The sequence below is a fragment of the Parachryseolinea silvisoli genome (assembly GCF_021190955.1).
GTDB classification, from domain to species: Bacteria; Bacteroidota; Bacteroidia; order Cytophagales; family Cyclobacteriaceae; genus Ohtaekwangia; species Ohtaekwangia silvisoli.
This window is the reverse complement of sequence record NZ_JAIOAO010000003.1, coordinates 1-18,440: the sequence shown is the minus strand read 5'-3', so window position 1 is coordinate 18,440 and position 18,440 is coordinate 1. Positions and strand designations below refer to the sequence as shown.

14 protein-coding genes are annotated in these 18,440 nt (G+C 46.6%); 4 read left to right on the top strand and 10 right to left on the bottom strand.

The features are described from left to right. Positions 1-66: 66 nt before the first annotated feature. A complete protein-coding gene (locus K7P01_RS17505) occupies positions 67-2,457 on the bottom strand; it encodes an RICIN domain-containing protein (RefSeq protein WP_267295384.1) in 2,391 nt (796 codons plus the stop codon). Positions 2,458-2,853: 396 nt separating this feature from the next. Here K7P01_RS17505 and K7P01_RS17500 point away from each other — a divergent pair, with 396 nt between their 5' ends. Both K7P01_RS17500 and lgt read left to right on the top strand, forming a co-directional pair. After that, entirely contained in the window at positions 2,854-3,357 is a 504-nt protein-coding gene (locus K7P01_RS17500; protein ID WP_267295382.1) for an RNA polymerase sigma factor, read from the top strand. A 273-nt stretch (positions 3,358-3,630) separates the two neighbouring features. Continuing rightward, entirely contained in the window at positions 3,631-4,335 is a 705-nt protein-coding gene (gene lgt, locus K7P01_RS17495; RefSeq protein ID WP_397311116.1) for a prolipoprotein diacylglyceryl transferase, read from the top strand. Between the two features lie 60 nt (positions 4,336-4,395). Here the strand turns inward: lgt and K7P01_RS17490 are convergent, their stop codons facing one another. Next, the gene (locus K7P01_RS17490; RefSeq protein ID WP_267295379.1) at positions 4,396-6,858 is read right to left on the bottom strand and encodes a glutaminase family protein; all 2,463 of its coding nucleotides are present in this window, start codon (positions 6,856-6,858) and stop codon (positions 4,396-4,398) included. A 267-nt stretch (positions 6,859-7,125) separates the two neighbouring features. Here K7P01_RS17490 and K7P01_RS17485 point away from each other — a divergent pair, with 267 nt between their 5' ends. After that, positions 7,126-8,016: an NAD(P)-dependent oxidoreductase gene (locus tag K7P01_RS17485; RefSeq protein ID WP_267295377.1), complete on the top strand. Its 891-nt coding sequence runs from the start codon at positions 7,126-7,128 to the stop codon at positions 8,014-8,016. Between the two features lie 39 nt (positions 8,017-8,055). On the opposite strand, the gene K7P01_RS17480 is transcribed toward K7P01_RS17485, so the two are convergent. The 3 genes from K7P01_RS17480 to greB form a co-directional block, all read right to left on the bottom strand. Further along, positions 8,056-8,442: a winged helix-turn-helix transcriptional regulator gene (locus K7P01_RS17480; RefSeq protein WP_267295376.1), complete on the bottom strand. Its 387-nt coding sequence runs from the start codon at positions 8,440-8,442 to the stop codon at positions 8,056-8,058. A gap of 181 nt (positions 8,443-8,623) precedes the next feature. Next, complete coding sequence (locus K7P01_RS17475; RefSeq protein ID WP_267295374.1) at positions 8,624-10,315, bottom strand: hypothetical protein; 1,692 nt, start codon at positions 10,313-10,315, stop codon at positions 8,624-8,626. Positions 10,316-10,611: 296 nt separating this feature from the next. Next, the gene (gene greB / locus K7P01_RS17470; protein ID WP_267295372.1) at positions 10,612-11,085 is read right to left on the bottom strand and encodes a transcription elongation factor GreB; all 474 of its coding nucleotides are present in this window, start codon (positions 11,083-11,085) and stop codon (positions 10,612-10,614) included. A 110-nt stretch (positions 11,086-11,195) separates the two neighbouring features. On the opposite strand from greB, the gene K7P01_RS17465 reads away from it, so the two are divergent. Next, a complete protein-coding gene (locus K7P01_RS17465; RefSeq protein WP_267295370.1) occupies positions 11,196-11,633 on the top strand; it encodes a hypothetical protein in 438 nt (145 codons plus the stop codon). 124 nt (positions 11,634-11,757) lie between these two features. On the opposite strand, the gene K7P01_RS17460 is transcribed toward K7P01_RS17465, so the two are convergent. The 5 genes from K7P01_RS17460 to K7P01_RS17440 all read right to left on the bottom strand — a co-directional run bounded on the left by K7P01_RS17460 (position 11,758) and on the right by K7P01_RS17440 (position 18,375). Continuing rightward, on the bottom strand, positions 11,758-14,130 hold the full coding sequence (locus K7P01_RS17460) for an ABC transporter permease (protein ID WP_267295369.1): 2,373 nt from the start codon (positions 14,128-14,130) through the stop codon (positions 11,758-11,760). 160 nt (positions 14,131-14,290) lie between these two features. Beyond that, on the bottom strand, positions 14,291-15,331 hold the full coding sequence (locus K7P01_RS17455; protein WP_267295367.1) for a winged helix DNA-binding domain-containing protein: 1,041 nt from the start codon (positions 15,329-15,331) through the stop codon (positions 14,291-14,293). A 1-nt stretch (position 15,332) separates the two neighbouring features. Continuing rightward, positions 15,333-16,520: an epoxide hydrolase family protein gene (locus K7P01_RS17450; RefSeq protein ID WP_267295365.1), complete on the bottom strand. Its 1,188-nt coding sequence runs from the start codon at positions 16,518-16,520 to the stop codon at positions 15,333-15,335. Positions 16,521-16,594: 74 nt separating this feature from the next. After that, the gene (locus K7P01_RS17445; protein WP_267295363.1) at positions 16,595-17,137 is read right to left on the bottom strand and encodes a Crp/Fnr family transcriptional regulator; all 543 of its coding nucleotides are present in this window, start codon (positions 17,135-17,137) and stop codon (positions 16,595-16,597) included. Positions 17,138-17,277: 140 nt separating this feature from the next. Next, positions 17,278-18,375 (bottom strand): hypothetical protein, encoded by a 1,098-nt coding sequence (locus K7P01_RS17440; protein ID WP_267295362.1) that lies wholly within the window; start codon positions 18,373-18,375, stop codon positions 17,278-17,280. Between the last annotated feature and the right edge of the window lie 65 nt (positions 18,376-18,440).

The window sequence follows — 18,440 nt, the reverse complement described above, 5'->3', positions numbered from 1 at the left end:
ATCCGGCAAGGTTTAATGGCTTCATAAAAAAAGCTCATCGGCCACGAGGACCGATGAGCGTATCATTTATTTCACCAGGTACTTCTCCGTCCACGCATGCGTCAAATCCTGTAATCTGATCAAATACAATCCAGCGGAAACAGGGGGAATTGAAACCGATACCTTCGAATCCACAACCCTATGTTCGCCGCTCATGATCATGCGCCCCTGATCATTAAGCAGCGTCAGCCGCACACGGTCCGCTGGCCGGTTCACAGTAATGACCACTTCATTGCTTTGTCCACTCCTGCCCGGGTTGGGATAGATATGAGCAGCCGGTTCTTCCCCCCCACCACCTGCAACTGCTGTAGGCCTGATCAGCTTCCACATGCCGCTATTCTGATTGAGGTTCTCCCATTGCTGCACATTCCCACCATTGGCTGTACTGAATCCGGCTACCTCCATCAATTTCCCGCTATGCTTCGCGATCAGCTTATAAAAGCCGTCGCCCGTGGGGACCGCTATAAACTGCTGATTGAAATAACCGAAATAACTCCATTGCTGTACATTAATCCCGTTATCCTTGCCGTTCGAATCCACATCTAGCGCTTTGCCGCTGTTTACAGCGGTGATCTTATACGCCCCATTGCCGGCATGCTCGAATAAGAATTGTTGGTTGGTCGCCGCCGTAAGGCTCCATTGATGAACGTTCACGCCGTCGCCGGTTGAACCGGTGCCACCTGCAATATCCATGTATAAATTGCTGTTGCGGTTTTGCAACAGATAAATTCCGCTCAGGGTTTGATCACCAATAGTGCTGATCCGTAGCGAGGTCACCCGGTCGTTCCAGTCTGCAAGCCAGCCCGTATCTGTCGTATAGATACTGGAGGCTCCCGTAAAATTATCACCATCATACACCGTCACCCTAAAACCCTGTGCGACCTTCAACGAAGTGGCATCATTGTCGTTGATACCTTTCGCCTGTAGCTGGGCACGTGTATAATCGCCCACGTCAAGCCCCGCCGCATAACCACCAAAGTTGATATCCTGATAAACGCTCACGGGCCCGCCAATGTATGCGATCTTCATGGAAGAAATTCTGTCATTCCAGTCAGCAAGCCATGTCGCATTGGCCGTGAAGGTCTTGTAGGCACCCGTAAAATTATCATTCTCATATACCGTTACCGAATATCCGCCGGGAACCGTCATCGATGTTATGCCATTATCCGTAACGCCCCGGGCCTGAAGCTGCGCCAGCGTATACGTTCCCTCAGACAGCTGCGAATAAAATCCACTGTAATTAATATCCTGATAAACATGCACTTTCGTCATACCCGCCAACGATTCAAACAAGTGAACGCCGCTTATCTCCGTGGATAAATCGATCGTTCCACTCGGCATGGCCGACCAAACCGGACTAATTAAATAGTTCGATTTATTGACCGCATTATTCCAAACTGAATTGCCCGTGTAGTTCAGTATCTGTAAGTAGCGGTCTCTTTGGCCGGTTGTCAGGTTACCCTTGCGAATAAGTTCCGAGAAATACTTCGCAAAGATCCCTTTGAACAACCCGCCATCGCCCTGGCCAACTTCATTCAGGAAAAACACGCCACCATTATAGTTTCTGAAATTCATCATAAACTCAGCAGCTTTAATAGCATCATCCAGGTAGGATTGTGTGCCAGTCACAATGTTCAGTTCCAGGCTGGCAGCGATAAAAAGTCCGGAGTTGTACGAAAATTGCCAGTCGGGATCAAAATTACCGGGACTGTCCCATATACCTCCGTCAGCGTTTAGCAAGTTCGCCTTCATCCAGGCATGGATATCTTTTGCCATCTGCAAATTCGCTGCATCATTCTCCAGCTTATAAAGCCTAACCGCTAAAACAATGGCCGGACTATTACCGATCGCGTTGTTACAAGGTGTCGTGCAACCTTTCCGCCACGACATCTTTCCCCCACTGTATCCTGTTTTTATTTCAGTCCATATCTGATGGACCGCATCCAGGTATTCTGGATCTCTGGTAGCGTTATACGCATTAAAACACGCCAGGCCCAACCATTCCAGATCATCGTAATAATCGTTATGATACGTGCCGGCACCATATAAATTATATTTTCGGATGCCTGCTAAAATGCTTTTCATCCGGTCGCGATAAACGGTGTTGCGCGTCCGCTGATACGCATCCGCCATGGTTTCAAGCCCATGCGCCGTTACCCAATAGCCGTAGCCATAGGGGTCGTTGTCTGACGCACTGTTGTGTTTAAAATAACTTCGGTCTGCCGACATGAAGATATTGAACAATCCGTTTTGCATGTTCTCAGCACGTGGATCGTTCGCCTGCGCAAACAGGCCAAAGCTGCCGAGAATTAAAATAAATACCGTAAGATTTTTTACTGAAACAAGTCTTTCTCCACCCCACATGCGCCAGCCGATTTGGCGGGACATCCCCACAATACTCCATACATTTCTTTTCATGGAACTAAGGTTTTGGGTTATCTTAAAATTATCATCCAATGCCGGTTTACCGGCTCGAGTAAATGTAGGGACAGATTTTTCCAGGCACGACCGGAAGCGGTCCGCCGCCAAGCTTATCCTTACCATAAACTGATATCAATCATCGGGTTTTGTGCTGACCGAGGATATTGCAGCGCAAAAGCCGGATTGAAAAATTTCACAATCGAATTGCGAATCACTTCAAACATATAGTGCACAAAACGGCCCGGTTTTACTCTTCTAACCCTAAATATTACGTATTCTACCGCTACTTACTGGCGAACATCGGGGCAAATACAGTCTCTTTAGAAAAAAACTTCACTACGCTGTGACAATTCCCCAAAACAAGCTACTAATGAACGAAAGATCATCGTACCGGTGGAATTGCAAAAGCAGAACTTTATCCGAATCATCAGCGAGAACCAAGGGATTGTCAAAAGCCTTTGCAAAGCCTATTATGCCCGTTATGAAGACCAACGGGATGCTTACCAGGACATCATCTTACAACTCTGGAAATCCTTTGACACCTTCCGCGGAGAGTCAAAAATCAGTACATGGATTTACAGTGTCAGTCTCAACACGTTGCTCACCAAAGTCAGGAACGAGAAAAACAAGATAATCACGGAGCCATTCCTACTCCCCGACCTGATTAATCCGCCGGCCATGGCGGATGATGATCGAGAGCTCCTGAGTATCGTGATTCAGTCTTTAAAAGACGTGGATAAGGCCATCGTCATCTTATATCTGGAAGGATACCCCAATAAGGAAATCTCCCTAATCCTGGACCTGACTCCTACTAACGTAAGTACCAGACTTAACAGGATAACGGCAGAACTAAAAGCAAAACTCAAAAACCATCGTCATGAATTTAAACAGTCTTAAACCCGCATGGAAACAGTTCCTACTCTTCAATTCCATGGAGCCAATCGATCGGGCAGAAATCCTATATATTATAGAACAGACTGATCAACAGTCAGTAATAAGATTACCTCGATACATGACAACTATTATATTTATCATGCTAACGGCTTGCTGTCAAGGAGGATGAGCGCTTATATAATTTGGGATATCGACCCAGAGATTTTCGCAGGTGTAGAGTTCTTAAGATGGTATGGATTCTGCTGGGCCCTGGGGATGATGCTGGGGTACCAGGTCATGCTCAAGATCTATAAACGTGAAGCACACTCGCAATCTGATCTGGATAACCTCACAATTTATATAGTACTGGGAGTCATTATCGGAGCTCGCCTCGGGCACATTCTTTTTTATGACCCCATTTACTACCTGAACAATCCCATGGAGATTCTACCCATCCGCATAAAACCCAAATTCGAGTTTATAGGCTTCGCAGGACTAGCGAGTCACGGAGGAGTTTTAGGTGCATTGTCGGCATTATATCTATATAGCAAAAAACACAAAAAAGATTTCCTGTGGACGCTGGACAGGCTAACCATAGCAGGATCATTACTGGGATGCTCTATACGATTAGGTAATTTGATGAATTCCGAAATCATCGGAATACCCGCGCAAGTACCCTGGGCATTTGTATTCATCCGTGTCGACCAGATTCCACGACACCCTGCACAGCTTTATGAAGCTTTATTTTATCTGTTAATTTTCTCAATTTTGTTTCATTTATGGAGATCGGGGAAAATCCAAAATCACAAAGGCTTCCTATTTGGACTTGGTTTGTCATTAATCTTCGCACAAAGATTCATGCTGGAATTTCTAAAAGAAAATCAGAAAGCGTTTGAAGAAAATTGGCCGCTGAATATGGGCCAAATGCTAAGTGTACCCTTAGTCATAATCGGAATTTCTATTATGGTATGGAGTTTCAAAAAATCAACTCGCCAAACCTAAGAAAAGGCCGCTCCAATCACGGAACGGCCTTTTATTTTTATCTCTACGTAAGTCCAGACACTATTTGTCCCGTAACTTATCGGATAAGACCTTCATATAGAATCCACCAACCACACTCCGGGCTTTGAAGTTGTCACGGACCCCGGTGTTCGAATCGTAAAAGTCATTGAGCGGAACACGTGAGGGGGTTTCGAGTGCATGTAAATATACAGGTTTGATAAGAGCCTCAAATTGCGCTGGCGTCGGTGCAAATGTGGCCGTCCACAAAATCCAATCGTTTTTGGTATAGGCTCTACGGCTGTCCAATGGTATCCCGAATTTATTGTTCTTAGTAAGATAATACCGGGTCTCCGTTTCATAAACTTTCTGCGGAAACAAGTTAAGCTGCAACACTTTGTCCCAAACCAGGTTATACTTTTGACTCCAGGTATTTTTGTCATCAAACGTCAGAGCATAGTGGTCGCCGGCGTCCGCCATCTCGATCCATTTCGGCACCATGCTTTCGGCAATAGCCCGATATTTTTTTGCAGTTTCTGGTTCACCAACCGCCTCGGCCAGCTGCGCATAACAGGCTATTCCCACAATGGCTTTTACAGACAGGTTAGCATTGCGGGCAAGGTGACCTGCAAAGTCGTCCGTACACAATTGCGTCTTCGGATCAAGGCCTTCCTTGACAAGGTAGTCAACCCACGTAGAAAGCGTTTTCCAGTGTTTTTTTGCATAGTCCGCGTTGCCCTGCACCTTGGTGATCGCTGCCGTAAGGATGATCATATTGCCGGACTCTTCTACCGGCATAGGCTCACCATACGTCTGCCCATTCGCCTTGGGGTACGTACCCAGGTCATGCGCAGCCCACGGATGCGGGTACTTTCCGGATTCGCTGAAATAGAAAATACCCGTGAGCATGCCTTGCATCAACTCCGGATTGTAGAGCAGGTAAAGCGGGGCGGAAGGATAGGTTACATCGACCGTATTAATAAACCCACCGCTGTTATTCTCCTTCGACAACCACAGAAGTTCATCCTGGGGGCTCTTCACGAGCGTATGCGCGGCAATGCTTTGACGATACGCCAGGACACACAAATGCGCATATTGCTCGCCACCGGCTTTCAACGCCTCGGCGGCAACAGCCTTGTCAAAGGCTGCGCATTTTTGTACGACCGTGCTGTACTCGTCAGACGCTTGGGTCAACTGACCTTCTATTGTTTCCTTACCCGAATTATTCCAGTAGGGTCTCAGGTTAGTATTGAAGTACTGGATGGAATAAATCTCGTCATATCCCAGTTCGACATAGCGCTCAACCGTTGCATCCCCGACTGTTCCAAAAGGAATTACGGTATTCAGCGACAACGACTTGCCCTTTGACTCAGTCGATGTTGCCGTGCCTTTCTTAAAGGCGCTTGCCGCTTCGGCACTCTTGCTGATAAATTGCTCGGCGCCACTGGATTTAGGAGCCGCTACATAGAAATAGCCCCAATCTATACGCATGTCATCAGCGCCTTTTTGCAACGTGGGTTGTTCCACCGTTCCGGTTTTCAAAACAGATAACTTGTCGGTGGCATACTTTTGAGCCGTAACAGCCTGCGACGGCTGGTAGACCGCGATGCTCGACGATGCTCCCAGGAATGCCTTCACGGAATGTTTTCTACCGTCGTTTGCCCTCACGCTATACGTAATGTAGGAAACCGGACGGGACAACAAGGTTAGATCGTCCAGCAAGAGCGGTGACGTGAAGGTCACCTGCAAGTCAATCTTTCCGGCTGTGAAATTATAAATGGTGCGTGTCGCCGTTACGTCCACGTTCTTTTGTTCGGCCAGCAGTGTGTTGGCAGAATTGTCTTTCACCTTATCGACCAATCCGAAATCCAGGAACCGGCCACCGGCAGTATTCACCAAATGGATCGCAATGACGTTTTGACCGGCTTTCAGGCTAGCCTTGCTGATCGGCTGATATTGAAAGCTACTCGTCCAACCATTTTTCTCATATACTTTCTCACCATTCAGAAACACCGTGATGTTATCATCGTGATTCAGTTTCAAAAACAATTCATTGATGCTGGCAGGCTTGCTGACATTGAACGATCGTCTTACCCAAATGTCATGGGACTTCCAGAGCGTTTTTGCCGTTTTATCATCATCGCCAATCGGCGCCGAACCAGACTTCCAACCATCAGCTTTGTAGTCAGCCGCCGACCAGTTTCCGGGAGGCTCTGCTTCCGTGTAGGCCACTGTATACGCAGCCTCATCCGAGGCATTCAACACCGTGCTATAGTTTGTTTCCTCCTTCCCAAGGAAACGATAAATGGCACCGTCTACGCTGATCAGTCCCAACAACGAATGTTCCGCGCCTGTCCAGTGCGTAGTGGTCGAGGCATTCAGTTGGTCTGTGTTCGACCAGATACTGAAATTGGGGTTGTGCGTAATCAGCGGATAGGCTGGTGCTTTTCGGTCCTGTGCAAGCGCGCCAATCGATGCGCTGCAAGCAAGCAGGCCCAGAACTGCCAGTTTGTTTAGTTTGAGCATTTAAAATTTGATAATTATGACGTTTCCCGCAAAGTAGCACTTCTTTGCAAAGAAGCGCAATCATCTCCGCAATCGGTCACAATTTCATTTAATGGGTTGACCAATCCGAGCAAGACACTGGGGCATCTGCCCTAAGGCCTCCTTTATCAATCGGTCTCCCGTTGGCCAGGATAAATTTTTCCACTACATGAATCTTTTTACCTGTATTTCCACCGGGTCGTACGACAACTAATTTTCCGCTGAAATAACAAAGTAAAAATCACAAAGATGACAACAGCAAACAATCAAAGACATGTAACAGTGATCGGACTAGGGTCAATGGGTGCCGCATTGACACGCGCATTTATTACAAAAGGATATCGGCCTACAGTATGGAACAGAGACAGCACAAAAGTAAAAGCGCTTACAGACGTGGGGGCTTCAGCAGCCCCCACCCTTACGGCGGCAATTGAAAGCAGTGAGGTAATAGTACTATGTGTATCGGATTACAAAGCCACCCGGGCCATATTGGAAACAGAAGACGTTGTCAAAGCACTCCACGGTCGTAAACTGATACAACTTAGCACAGGTACTCCAAAAGAAGCACGGGACCTGGATTTATGGGTGCAACAACAGGGAGCGACGTGTTTAAATGGTGATATCATGGCGTGGCCGCGACAAATGGGAACGGACGCTGCAACAATTTCTGTTTCGGGTGATGCCGATGTGTACCATCAACAGAAAAACATACTACAAGCTTTAGCGGGAAACGTAGTGTATGTGAGTAACGAGCCAGGAGCCTCTGCAGCACTTTTTCATGCTGTTTTAGCTTACCTGGCAGGCAGTTGGATAGGATTTTGTCATGGCGCGTTGGTGTGCGAAAAAGAGGGCCTGCGAGTGGATGAGCTGGGCGTACTGCTGGAGCAAATTTCACCGGTTCTCAGTGTCGAGCTAAGACACATGGGTGAAGTAATTCAGCATGGCCGTTTCGACAATCCGGAAAGCACGATTAAAACCACAGGCGATGATCTGCAATTGCTGGTGCAGCAAGCAAACGAAGCAGGAATTAATAGTGAGCTGCCAAAATTTGCAGCAGACCTGTTCAAAAGAGCAATGAAAGCAGGGTACGATCAGGAAGAACATGCCGCTGTAATCAAAGTACTCAGAAAAACCGCCTAACATAAATGGCCGGAACCCTTCTTTAGCTCCGGCCATTTTTCAAGCTGTTTCACGTTTAAAAACACAGGTCTCGGACTGGTAATTTTCATGACTGCGATTAATATACTCCTTGTTGTCGTTGCCCCACTTCTCCAGAACATCGATCACCGGCAATATACTGCTCCCTACATCTGTGAACCAATACTCAACACGCGCTGGAATTTCAGCATAAATTTTTTTAAAGATAATGCCATGATCTTCCAGCTCTTTTAAATGTAAATTGATGATGCGGGGTGCGACTTCGTGCATTTCTTTATGAATGCCGCTTGGACGCCTGATTTCCCGCCTGATACAATCAATGATCCAGGCCTTCCACTTGCCTCCGATCACCTTTATAGCCACCGCAAGGCCACAGTCAAGCAATTCAGGTATTTTTCTTTCGTACATACGCAATCTCTTTCGTTCAAAAGTAAAAAAAAGGCCCCCTTCACAAGAACTCATGGAGGGGGAAAAATTTTTCCCTGTGCAGGGCTGATCTGGATCAGATTCCTTAGGGTTGCGATAAGTAGGCTCATCGGCGGGCGGTCGTCATTATGTCGCCCTAATTATTGGCAAAAAAGTATTGTTTTTATTGGTTTAAGCTCAACCTCACCACATTCCCTTCCGGAACAATCCTGAAAACGACACTGTCATCGGGCTTCGAAAAAGTACCTTGCTTCGACCCCACCGAATACTTCATCCCCTCGAACTCACAATCCACTTGATGCTCCTTTACATCCACAAAAGGCAACTTACCATTCGCTGCCGTGGTCAAATCGAGAAACCACTTGATGGACTGATCACCCTTCATTTTCAGTTGCAATTCCTTCTCATCCATATCAATCTCGATCGATCCCTTGAACGATTTCAGCGGCCAGCGGATATGCAGCTTACCTTTCACCGCATCGGTCACCACAGGGTTTGCTCCTTCGATCGATATTTCCTTTCCATCTTTGATCGCTTTTAACCTCAAGCCCGCCAGCTTTGCCCGGTCGCTCCAGAGATACCCGTCGACAAAGGGAAGCGTGAAGAAAGAACATTCATTCGAAGCAGCTTTCTGCGTCTCATAGATAGAAGGCAGCTTCTCGTTGAACAGGTGAATATCGCGGATGCGCAGGGTGTTGCTTTCCCATAGCAGGTTCAAGCGGTAAAACCGGCTGTTGAACCACACCGTTTTCTTATCACTGCCGGGCATATCTTCCGAGATGGTCACGGCCGTAGCGGGTGTAAGCTTATAATGCTCCTTGAACCATTTGCCTGACGCCGCGAGTGTCTCGACCCTTACTTTTTTTTCATCGCGCAGCCGGGCGATCAACGGCATTTGTATTTCATAGCCCTTAGCCATGCCTTCCCAAGTAAAGGAATTTTCCTGCCCGGCCTGAGTGTAAGCAAACTCCATAGACGCGCCGTTCACAAATTCTTTGAAGAACCAGTTCACCCAGGTGGCGTCGCCACCCGCATCGCCATAGACAGGCTCCAGCGTTATTACCCCTTGCCGCGCATGCCCCAGGCCCTGATCGTATTGGCGCACAGGATCGCTGCCCAACATCCTGAATACAGGCACCGGTATTTGATTTTGCTCCGTTTGCGCGGGCATGTAGGAGTTGATCTTGCTGGGGTAGTAAGCCTGATTCCAATAGCCACCCCACAGCGTATAGCCATCCGTGCCGTACTGATCTTTGCAATTGGCCGACGCCACGATCTTATATTTCTGATAGAGATAATTCAGCGTGTGCGCGTCGATAAACCACGAAGCTACCGACTTCGGATAATAGCCGAAGATGCTTTTAAAGTCACTCATATACACATCCACCAGCTTCTCACGCTCTTCGGGTGTGTAGCCGGTAGAGAAGCCGATGTCGGCATGCCAATCCCACGGGTATCGGCCGCGCCACTTCATGCCTGCTTTCTCGACCATGGGCTGAGGGATCTCCCACCAGGCGCCGATCTCGAAATCTGTAGTATCTAAACCATTCAGCAGTTTTTGATAGCGGCCGTCCATCAGCGCATCGTATTGCAGCAGGAAAGTACCTGGTAGTTTATACTTCTTCAGGATCGCCACCTGCTTGACAACAGTCTGGTAAAGCACGTCCTCGGTGATCTTCGGATCTCGCGGCTCCAGCAACCGGATGAAATTGACAATATTCACAATCTTAGGTTGATCCTTACCTTTCGGGTCAGCTACATCATCCTTCCGCTTATCACGCCCCGCAAAAGCACAACACAAGCCGACAACCGCGACGACAACTACAACAAGACTAATCAATTCTCTCTTCTTCATATACAAGCTTAGTAAAGACGATAGACAGATCAAGAACACGACCTGTCTATCTATAGGTTATTGCATTAAACCATGGACTGTGGCCTCCCGGAATTTTCCACTGGACTGATGCTGCCATCGGCGGGTTCGGGTTTGGTGGGCGTATTTTCCATGAATCTTTGAAAAATAGAAGATTCGCTGGCGCTAACTGTCATGAACTATGCTGATCAATCAACAAATACTGTTCTCAATCGCCAACCGAGTCAAATTTTCACCTTCGTTAAAAGCCTGACTACCACCGTGCAAATTTTCATAGTTTATTTATGATACTCAATTTTGGTAACACGCCAGACAAACTCACCAGCATCTGTCTTCACCACAGCTTCATCCCCCACTTCCTTTTTCATCAGTGCATGTGCCATCGGTGAGTCTATGGAGATGTAGTCTTTGGTATCAAAAATCTCATTATACCCAACGATACGGAAGCGTTTCTGATCGCCTCTGTCATTCTCAATTTCTACCCAGGCACCAAACAGCACTTTGCCTTCCTGGAAGGGTGAATAATTCACGACTTTCAAATCATCAATACACTTGCGTAAATAGAGCAAGCGCCGGTCAATTTCGCGCAGGCGCTTTTTATTGTAGTGATAATCTGCATTTTCAGAGCGATCTCCAAGGCTCGCGGCCCAGGCTACCTTTTGCGTGGTGTCAGGCCGTTCAACGCGCCACAAATGGTCCAGCTCCGCCTTTAACTTCTCTAAACCTTCCGGGGTAATTAAGGGTGTTTTCATGGTTACTTATTCACAAAGCAAGGCTATGCATCCGGCTTTCCGGCCGTAATTTACCAACATTAATTTTAAAGATTTATTTAATTTGGGATCTTCAGATTTAAGCCTGGACTATGGATTATACGTTGATTGTTGATGACATGACTTCTAAAGATGTTCAAAGGATCCGGGACGCATCGTGTAAGATCATTTATGCTGGTCAAAATAGGGATGCGCTTAAGCCATTGCTTCTGTTCATTGAACAGATGCGGGCAGCAGCCAGCCTCGACCTGGGCGGTATGTTCGCTCCCAATCAACGATTCCCGGAATATGCCATCAAAACGCTGGAATTTCACCGCGATTCGAATGAATGCACATGCAACCTGTATACTGGCAAATACGATGGTTTTGATCCTGATGAAGAATTGAAGGCTAATAACATTGAATTTGTCTCCAGAAGTGATGACAAGTACAGCCTGATCGCACGTTGTAAAAAATGCAACGAATTATACGATGTGGATATGCGGTGGGGGCATTATATCTTTCATGACTGGAAAAGGAGACCGAAGTAAAACGTGCTCACTGGCCGACAAAAATAGTAGGATTTCATTAGCAATATCCAGGCAGTTCGTTGTGCACTATAAAAAACTTACCGATGGACACTCTGCCCGTCGACTCAATTAAATGACCGGAATTTCATTCGTTGCGTAACGAGTCGACAGGATTGGCAATGGCTGCTTTCAACGCTTGAAAACAAACTGTCGCCATGGCTATAATAAATATCATTGCTCCCGCAGTCAGAAGCACGTGACATTGAAGCTCCACGTGATAGGCAAATCCATCAAGCCAGCCCCGCATAATCAAAACCGACAGTGGCGCTGCAATTATAAAAGCAATAAGCACCAGACTCATAAACTGCTTGCTGAGCAGTCCTATAATCCCGGTAACGCTGGCCCCCAGTACCTTGCGTATTCCTATCTCCTTTGTTTTCAAATCAGACAAAGCAGTAACCAAGCCAAACAGTCCAAGACAGGCAACAACAATGGCCAAAATGGTAAAGGATGTAAAGAGTTTTTGAAACCGTTCTTCCGCTGCATGTAGTTTTCCCGTGTATTCGTCTTGAAAAACATAATCAAAAGGCTTATCAGGATTGTGCTTCTTCCAGACCTTCTCAACTTCTGCAAGGCCAGTAACCCCAGCATCGACATTTATCCTGACAAAAAAAGTACTGCCATTATCTGCCTCCAAGATAAATCCAAACGGTTTGATCTGGTCGTGAAACGATGTGAAATGAAAGTCCCTGGCAACACCGACAATATGAACCTCCCGTATCGTGCCCGATTCATCATCCCAACGCAGCATCTGCCCGATCACGGGTTCTTTGAGGCCAAGTTGACGCACAGCCGTTTCATTGATGATAATCGCAGACGAATCGGAAGGAAAAGCTGAATCGAAATTTCTCCCCTGGATCATCTTCATGCCAAGGGTAGGAATAAAATCATAATCCGCTCGCAGGAAATTCAGGGCTATGTGGTTGTCGCCATTTTTATCAGCAATTCCATTGACTGAATTGCCCAATCCAAATATTCCGCCGCTGGCGCAGGCCACGCTTTCGACATTGGCAATCTTCCTGAGGTCTTCCGCGATCACTTCGGCATTGGCAACACCAACTACATTGGGCACTGTTACTATTCTCTGCTGTTCAAAACCAAGATCTCTGTTGTGAATGAATTCTACTTGCTGACGAATGACCAGAAAACTTATGATCAAGCCACTCGATATGACAAACTGAAAAATGACAAGACCTTGCCGTAAACGAATCCCAGGTCCGGATGAAGTCAATTTGCCGCTGAATACACGCAGCGGCCGAAATGATGACAAATAAAACGCAGGATATACACCTGCCAGTATCCCAATACCGAATACGCTTGCCGGCAATATGAATCGAACGGAATTACTGTCGAACAACATGCCGGATAGATCAACGCCTAGCGTCGATGCGAGGTACGGCGATATCAACGAAACTACGATAATAGCCAACAGCGACGAAACGATTGCCACGGCGACCGATTCAAGAAGAAACTGAAAAATAAGCGACCCACGAAAAGCCCCATTCACCTTTCTGATGCCGATCTCCTTTGCGCGCTTCAGCGACTGGGCCGTAATGAGGTTCACGTAGTTTATACCAGCGATGACGATCACAAATATTCCGATGAGTAACAGGATTTGTACGTACTGCAGATCACCATTCTGTCCAAGTTCACCCTTCAATCGCGAAGTAAGATGAATATCGTTGATGGGTTGAATGTAGTACATATCAAGGTTGTCCGGATCTTGACGCCTGACAATGTCTTTTACTTTCGATTCAAAAACCACCGGGTCGCTACCGGGCTTGAGTCTGACATAGGTGTAAAAGATGTGCCTGCTCCAATCGGTATCTGCGTTGCTAAAGTTTTGAAATGGAATTAATACCTGAAAGCTAAAATGCGAATTCAATGGAACGTCTTTCAAAACGCCTGTTACCTCAAAGTCGGTTTGACTACCGATGTTGGTTCGAATAATCTTCCCGATCGGATCTTCATCACCAAAATACTTGCGAGCGATCGACTCCGTAAGCACCATCGAATGAACACCATTGAAAGGTCTTTCTTTGCTCCCTTTAACGAGCTCAAAATCAAATACCGAAAAGAACGCGCTATCGACGCGCATCAGCTCAAGTTCATAAAACTGCTTGTCAACGTACTGAAAGAGATTGCGTCTTCCACGGTTTGGAAGGAATCTTGTGATCGACTCAACTTCCGGAACATCGGTTCGCAGCTTAGCACCAAGCGCCGGCGGTGTAGTTGCGTCAGGCATCTTTAATCCTTCATTATTGGCAAAATCCTTGACAATACGATAAATGTTGTCGGATCGATGATGGAACTTATCAAAACTGAATTCAAACTCAGCGAAAAGAATGATAATGGAAAAGCAGGCGATGCCTAACGTCAGTCCGAACACGTTGACGAGCGAAAATGTCTTATACCGTAGCATATTTCGCCCAAAGAGGACAAGGTAATTCTTGATCATGACAGTTTTGGTTAAAGACGCCTGTGCCAATAGTGTGCCAGGCAAATTCCTCGAAAGGCGAACATTTATTACTGTACTGTAGGAGTTAACTGACCTATTCCGGATACTTTTGACCGGAAACGGACTAGTCATCCAGACACGATTCAAAGATGTGTTTTTCTTACTTCCGTAAAAAAAGCTTAAACGCTTCGAGTTTTGATTTTACGCCCTTGTACTTTTTGCTGTCATGCAGAAATTGTATTTCGACAAAGGGCTCCTGATCTATCTTTTTCCATGTGCCAGCTACTACATTGTCAAACAAAGCTATTGGCTTAAATATTCCATTCCCCAAAAGGGATTTATCAATATCAGGAGGAAAGGCAATGTCTCTGCCTTCAGAATAACCAACCATATATTCGTCGAACGCGGGAAGCAGCACCGAAGTTTTCTTTTTTTGATCAGGAGTATTCTCAAAGTACCAATAATCCAACCCATCGAGCGAGGCGCGCTGCAGGTCGTCACCTAGTCCGGATATTCCGAATTTTGCATCTGAAAGGCTCAGGCCACTCCACCACATAAAATCTTTTACGGTCGCCGGACTCCTTGAACTGAAATAGACCGACGCGAGTTTTACAAGCGAGTCCTTTTTAGATATTTTCTCTGCCTGCGGAACTCTCCTCTCGAAGAGAGAATAAGTAATTTTATTTTTCTTTCTGACTCCATTGCACACACGCATTTCTAATTCGGCCCGGATCAAGATCTGCGTAGCCATCAAATTTTCGACGCCGATCTTCCTTTTCGCGAGCCGATCCATTAAATCCTCTTTTGAAAGATTGTCTTCGTGTTGCAATTCAACCTCGATCGTCTTCCATATTTTTTTAAAAACCTCGTCTGTAAGACCTACCTGCCTGTCGTAATATTGTGTTGCTTTCTTTACATACGGTGCAGATAACTCCATCATCCAGCGGACATCTTTACGACTAACAAAATGCCATGTGGGTCTAAGGACGTGCGTGCGAATGATCTCGCCTGAATTGACACTCATTTCGACATCCGTGTCAGAAGCCTTTCGCATTCGCATACCCACTGCCCATTTCGCCATAGCGTAATCCTGGGATTGCATGGCACCGAAATGAGAGACAACATCTGCGCAAGATTCAAACTGCGCAGATGCTAAGCCTTGATTTAGTAACCTTCGTTCTATCAATTCTTTAACCTTCATACTACGAACCGCTTTGGCCGAAAACTTCTCGGAGGTCTTTCACGAACAATTCAGGAACCTCCATGGCTGGAAAATGACCACCCTTTTCATGAAAGATATAGTGATCTGGCTCCCCGGTAATAGACAGCAGTTTTTTAAAGAGAGATTTATCCGCTTTTTTTCCAAACACTGTCATAGCAGCAGGTACCTTCGGTGGCGTCCATTGGCTGGAATCTTGTGAGCCACTGTCACTTCCCCAGTTAAAAGCCATGCTCATGTTTTCATACAGCGCTTCTGCGCTCGAAGCGCCAGTGGTATTAAACCAATACAAAGAGACATTCGTCAAAATGTGATCTATACCCATGGCATCTTCCGGCAATTCTTTGTCCTCATCGGTCCATTCCTTATATTTTTCAACCATCCACGCCAGCTGGCCCGCCGGGCTATCCGACAAGGAATAAGCAATGGTTTGTGGTCGTGTCGATTGTATTTCAAGATACGCTGTACCGTTCCTCTTATATTCTTTCATCCGTTCCAGCCTCAACTTTTCCTCACCTGATAAAAATGAAGTATCCGATGGAAACATACCCAGCCCTGCCACGGAGTAGAAATCGGTGTTCACGTGTGTTCCGATCAGTTTATTGGCTGCTACTGCCGACATTATACTGGCTATCCCCGCGCCCATGTCACCACCCTGTACCGCAAATTTTGTGTATCCTAACTGCTCCATCAGCGAGGCAAAGGCCGCAGCAATTCGAAACATGTTCCACCCCTTCTCTTTCACCGGAGTTGAAAAACCAAACCCCGGAATGGAAGGGATAACCAAATGAAATGCGCTCAGCCCATTCTCTTTGCCCGAAGGTGGGGTAGCAAGTGGCTCAATTACGTTGACGAAATCTGCGAAGGACCCTGGCCATCCGTGAATTAACATGAGCGGAGTTGCATTGGGATCACTCGACCTTACGTGAAGGAAGTGAATGTTCTGGCCATCGATTTCAGTTATAAACTGAGGATATTTATTTAATAACGCTTCTTGTTTTTTCCAGTCGAAGCTGTGCTGCCAATACTCCACCAGCTTTTTTAAATAATCTGCTGGCACTCCTTTTTTCCATCCTTCGTTAATCATTTCACCGGGCCAGCGCGTTTTTGACAATCTTTGGTTCAGGTCGTCGATCTCATGCGCAGGAATTTGGATTTTGAATTGTTTCATCGCTTTTTGGTTTTTGTTCATGACAAAGTTGGCCTGAGACACGCCCCTAAAGCGATAACAATTGTTAAGAAATGTCATTTTCTGTTTCGAATCCTGCTTAGTGATACAGATGTGATCCCCAGAAACGACGCGATATAGTGTTGGGGCACTCGTTGCAGGATGTGAGGGCTTTGCTGCAATAACTCGTTATACCTCTCCTCCGGGCTATTTTTAATTCTTGAAAGAAATAGCTTCTGGTAATACATTAATTTCTGAAAGGTCTGATCTTCCAATTCCTGTTTGATGAGCGACGAGCTTTCTACCATGGTCACACAATCCTTTTTATGTAAGATGTGGAGTATGGACGGTTCAATCGTTTCAATCGAAAATAAGCTAGGCTCATTGTTGCGAAAACTCTCCGCGGATGAAACACCCTCCCCTTCAAAGAAAAACTGAAAAGTTATATCCTTTCCGTCCTTATTAAAAGACAGCCTGACACATCCCTTTTCTATGTAAAACATTCTTTCAGAAATCTGACCTTCCTTCAATAAAACTGTTTTGGCAGGCATTTCTTCGCGTTTAAAAAAATGCCTGAACCTCTCCCATTCAGCAGTAACTTGTTCACGGTCTTTTACCATAGCGAAAATTAATAAAATTCCACTATTTTACGCTGGCGATTTAACGCGATACAAGAGGGTTATTGGCAAACCAAAAATCAAAGAGGTTGCCCTTTTGACAAGTCTTGATGCCGAGATAAGTTAGTATGCTATGCTGAAATTTAATTTTTAAATGCCCACGATAGGTCCAGCCTGATCTCTGGATATTGTACGGTCTTGCCGTTGAACTTCTGGCTGTGAATACTCCCGTCCAGCTTGATGGCCACCGTGGGTATCGGCCGGTATACCATGCCTGCTGAGGTTTTGGTAAAGATACCATCATCGGCCAGGCCGGATTCTTTGTCGCCGCCAAAGTCTTTATTGTTGATTACTTCGGGGTGCGACATCCAGTCGAGAAACAGATAGGGCACAAACTGGCCGTGCCGGGTATCGATATTATAAGCGAGGCGTATGTAATAGGTCTTGATGTCGTATGATACGGGCACGATCACGTCGGCGGTGGTAAGCTGGTCGTCGGGTTTGTTACTGTTGGCGCCCAGGAACCGTTGACGCTGTTGCGGATTGATCCCGGCCTCGCGGACCAGTGTCAGCACATTGTCAGGGTTGCGAAGGGCATCGTGCCTGGCAATCCAGTATTCTACTTGCAGGTTGACTCTGCCGATCTGTTTTTCACCGAAGAGGCCCGTGAGAAAAAAATGATCGCCGTCCATCCAGGGCAGCACACCACCTTTAGCAGGGCCGTCGTTAAACTCCACGGTCGATGTGGTATTATTACCATTCATGCTGCTGGCGAAACCGGAGGTACCGAACACCAGCGAATGCCTGTCGGATTTCATCCGTAGGTCCCAACCCAGGGGTACTACGCCCTGCGCGGCGCCACCTTCACCATTCTCTGTGGTGAGGGAATATTGAACATTGGTCGATCCGAAATTACGATTGCCGTGGAGCATGAAGTTGGTAGTGCGTGTAATGAAGAGGTGGTCCGCATCGAAAATCTCCGGCGGCTCGATACCGGTGAAGGTGGGGATCTGATCGAGCTTTTCGTTGTACAACCCGAAGCGGCGATACATCTTGCCTACCCTCACCTGCAGCTCACGGCTGATCTTGAAATTGCCCCACGCGTTGCGCACCTCGATGGTCTCGTCAAGATAGGCCAGGTTAAAAAGCACGTCAATCTTTTCAGACAGGTAGGCGGAGGACAGTGCCCAGTAAAGTGTGTAAGCGTCTAACGAACTGCGTAAAGGGACTATATTTTGCATCTTTCTCCGAAGATGTTAATAAATTGATTTACAACTAAGTTCCAGTTCCGTATCGGCATCGTCCA

Coding starts and splice junctions, on each gene's coding strand:
- greB (WP_267295372.1), bottom strand. CDS start 11,085: ATGAAAACACCCTTAATTACCCCGGAAGGTTTAGAGAAGTTAAAGGCG.
- K7P01_RS17440 (WP_267295362.1), bottom strand. CDS start 18,375: ATGCAAAATATAGTCCCTTTACGCAGTTCGTTAGACGCTTACACACTT.
- lgt (WP_397311116.1), top strand. CDS start 3,631: ATGCTCAAGATCTATAAACGTGAAGCACACTCGCAATCTGATCTGGAT.
- K7P01_RS17490 (WP_267295379.1), bottom strand. CDS start 6,858: ATGCTCAAACTAAACAAACTGGCAGTTCTGGGCCTGCTTGCTTGCAGC.
- K7P01_RS17455 (WP_267295367.1), bottom strand. CDS start 15,331: ATGAAGGTTAAAGAATTGATAGAACGAAGGTTACTAAATCAAGGCTTA.
- K7P01_RS17460 (WP_267295369.1), bottom strand. CDS start 14,130: ATGATCAAGAATTACCTTGTCCTCTTTGGGCGAAATATGCTACGGTAT.
- K7P01_RS17465 (WP_267295370.1), top strand. CDS start 11,196: ATGGATTATACGTTGATTGTTGATGACATGACTTCTAAAGATGTTCAA.
- K7P01_RS17450 (WP_267295365.1), bottom strand. CDS start 16,520: ATGAAACAATTCAAAATCCAAATTCCTGCGCATGAGATCGACGACCTG.
- K7P01_RS17485 (WP_267295377.1), top strand. CDS start 7,126: ATGACAACAGCAAACAATCAAAGACATGTAACAGTGATCGGACTAGGG.
- K7P01_RS17480 (WP_267295376.1), bottom strand. CDS start 8,442: ATGTACGAAAGAAAAATACCTGAATTGCTTGACTGTGGCCTTGCGGTG.
- K7P01_RS17445 (WP_267295363.1), bottom strand. CDS start 17,137: ATGGTAAAAGACCGTGAACAAGTTACTGCTGAATGGGAGAGGTTCAGG.
- K7P01_RS17475 (WP_267295374.1), bottom strand. CDS start 10,315: ATGAAGAAGAGAGAATTGATTAGTCTTGTTGTAGTTGTCGTCGCGGTT.
- K7P01_RS17505 (WP_267295384.1), bottom strand. CDS start 2,457: ATGAAAAGAAATGTATGGAGTATTGTGGGGATGTCCCGCCAAATCGGC.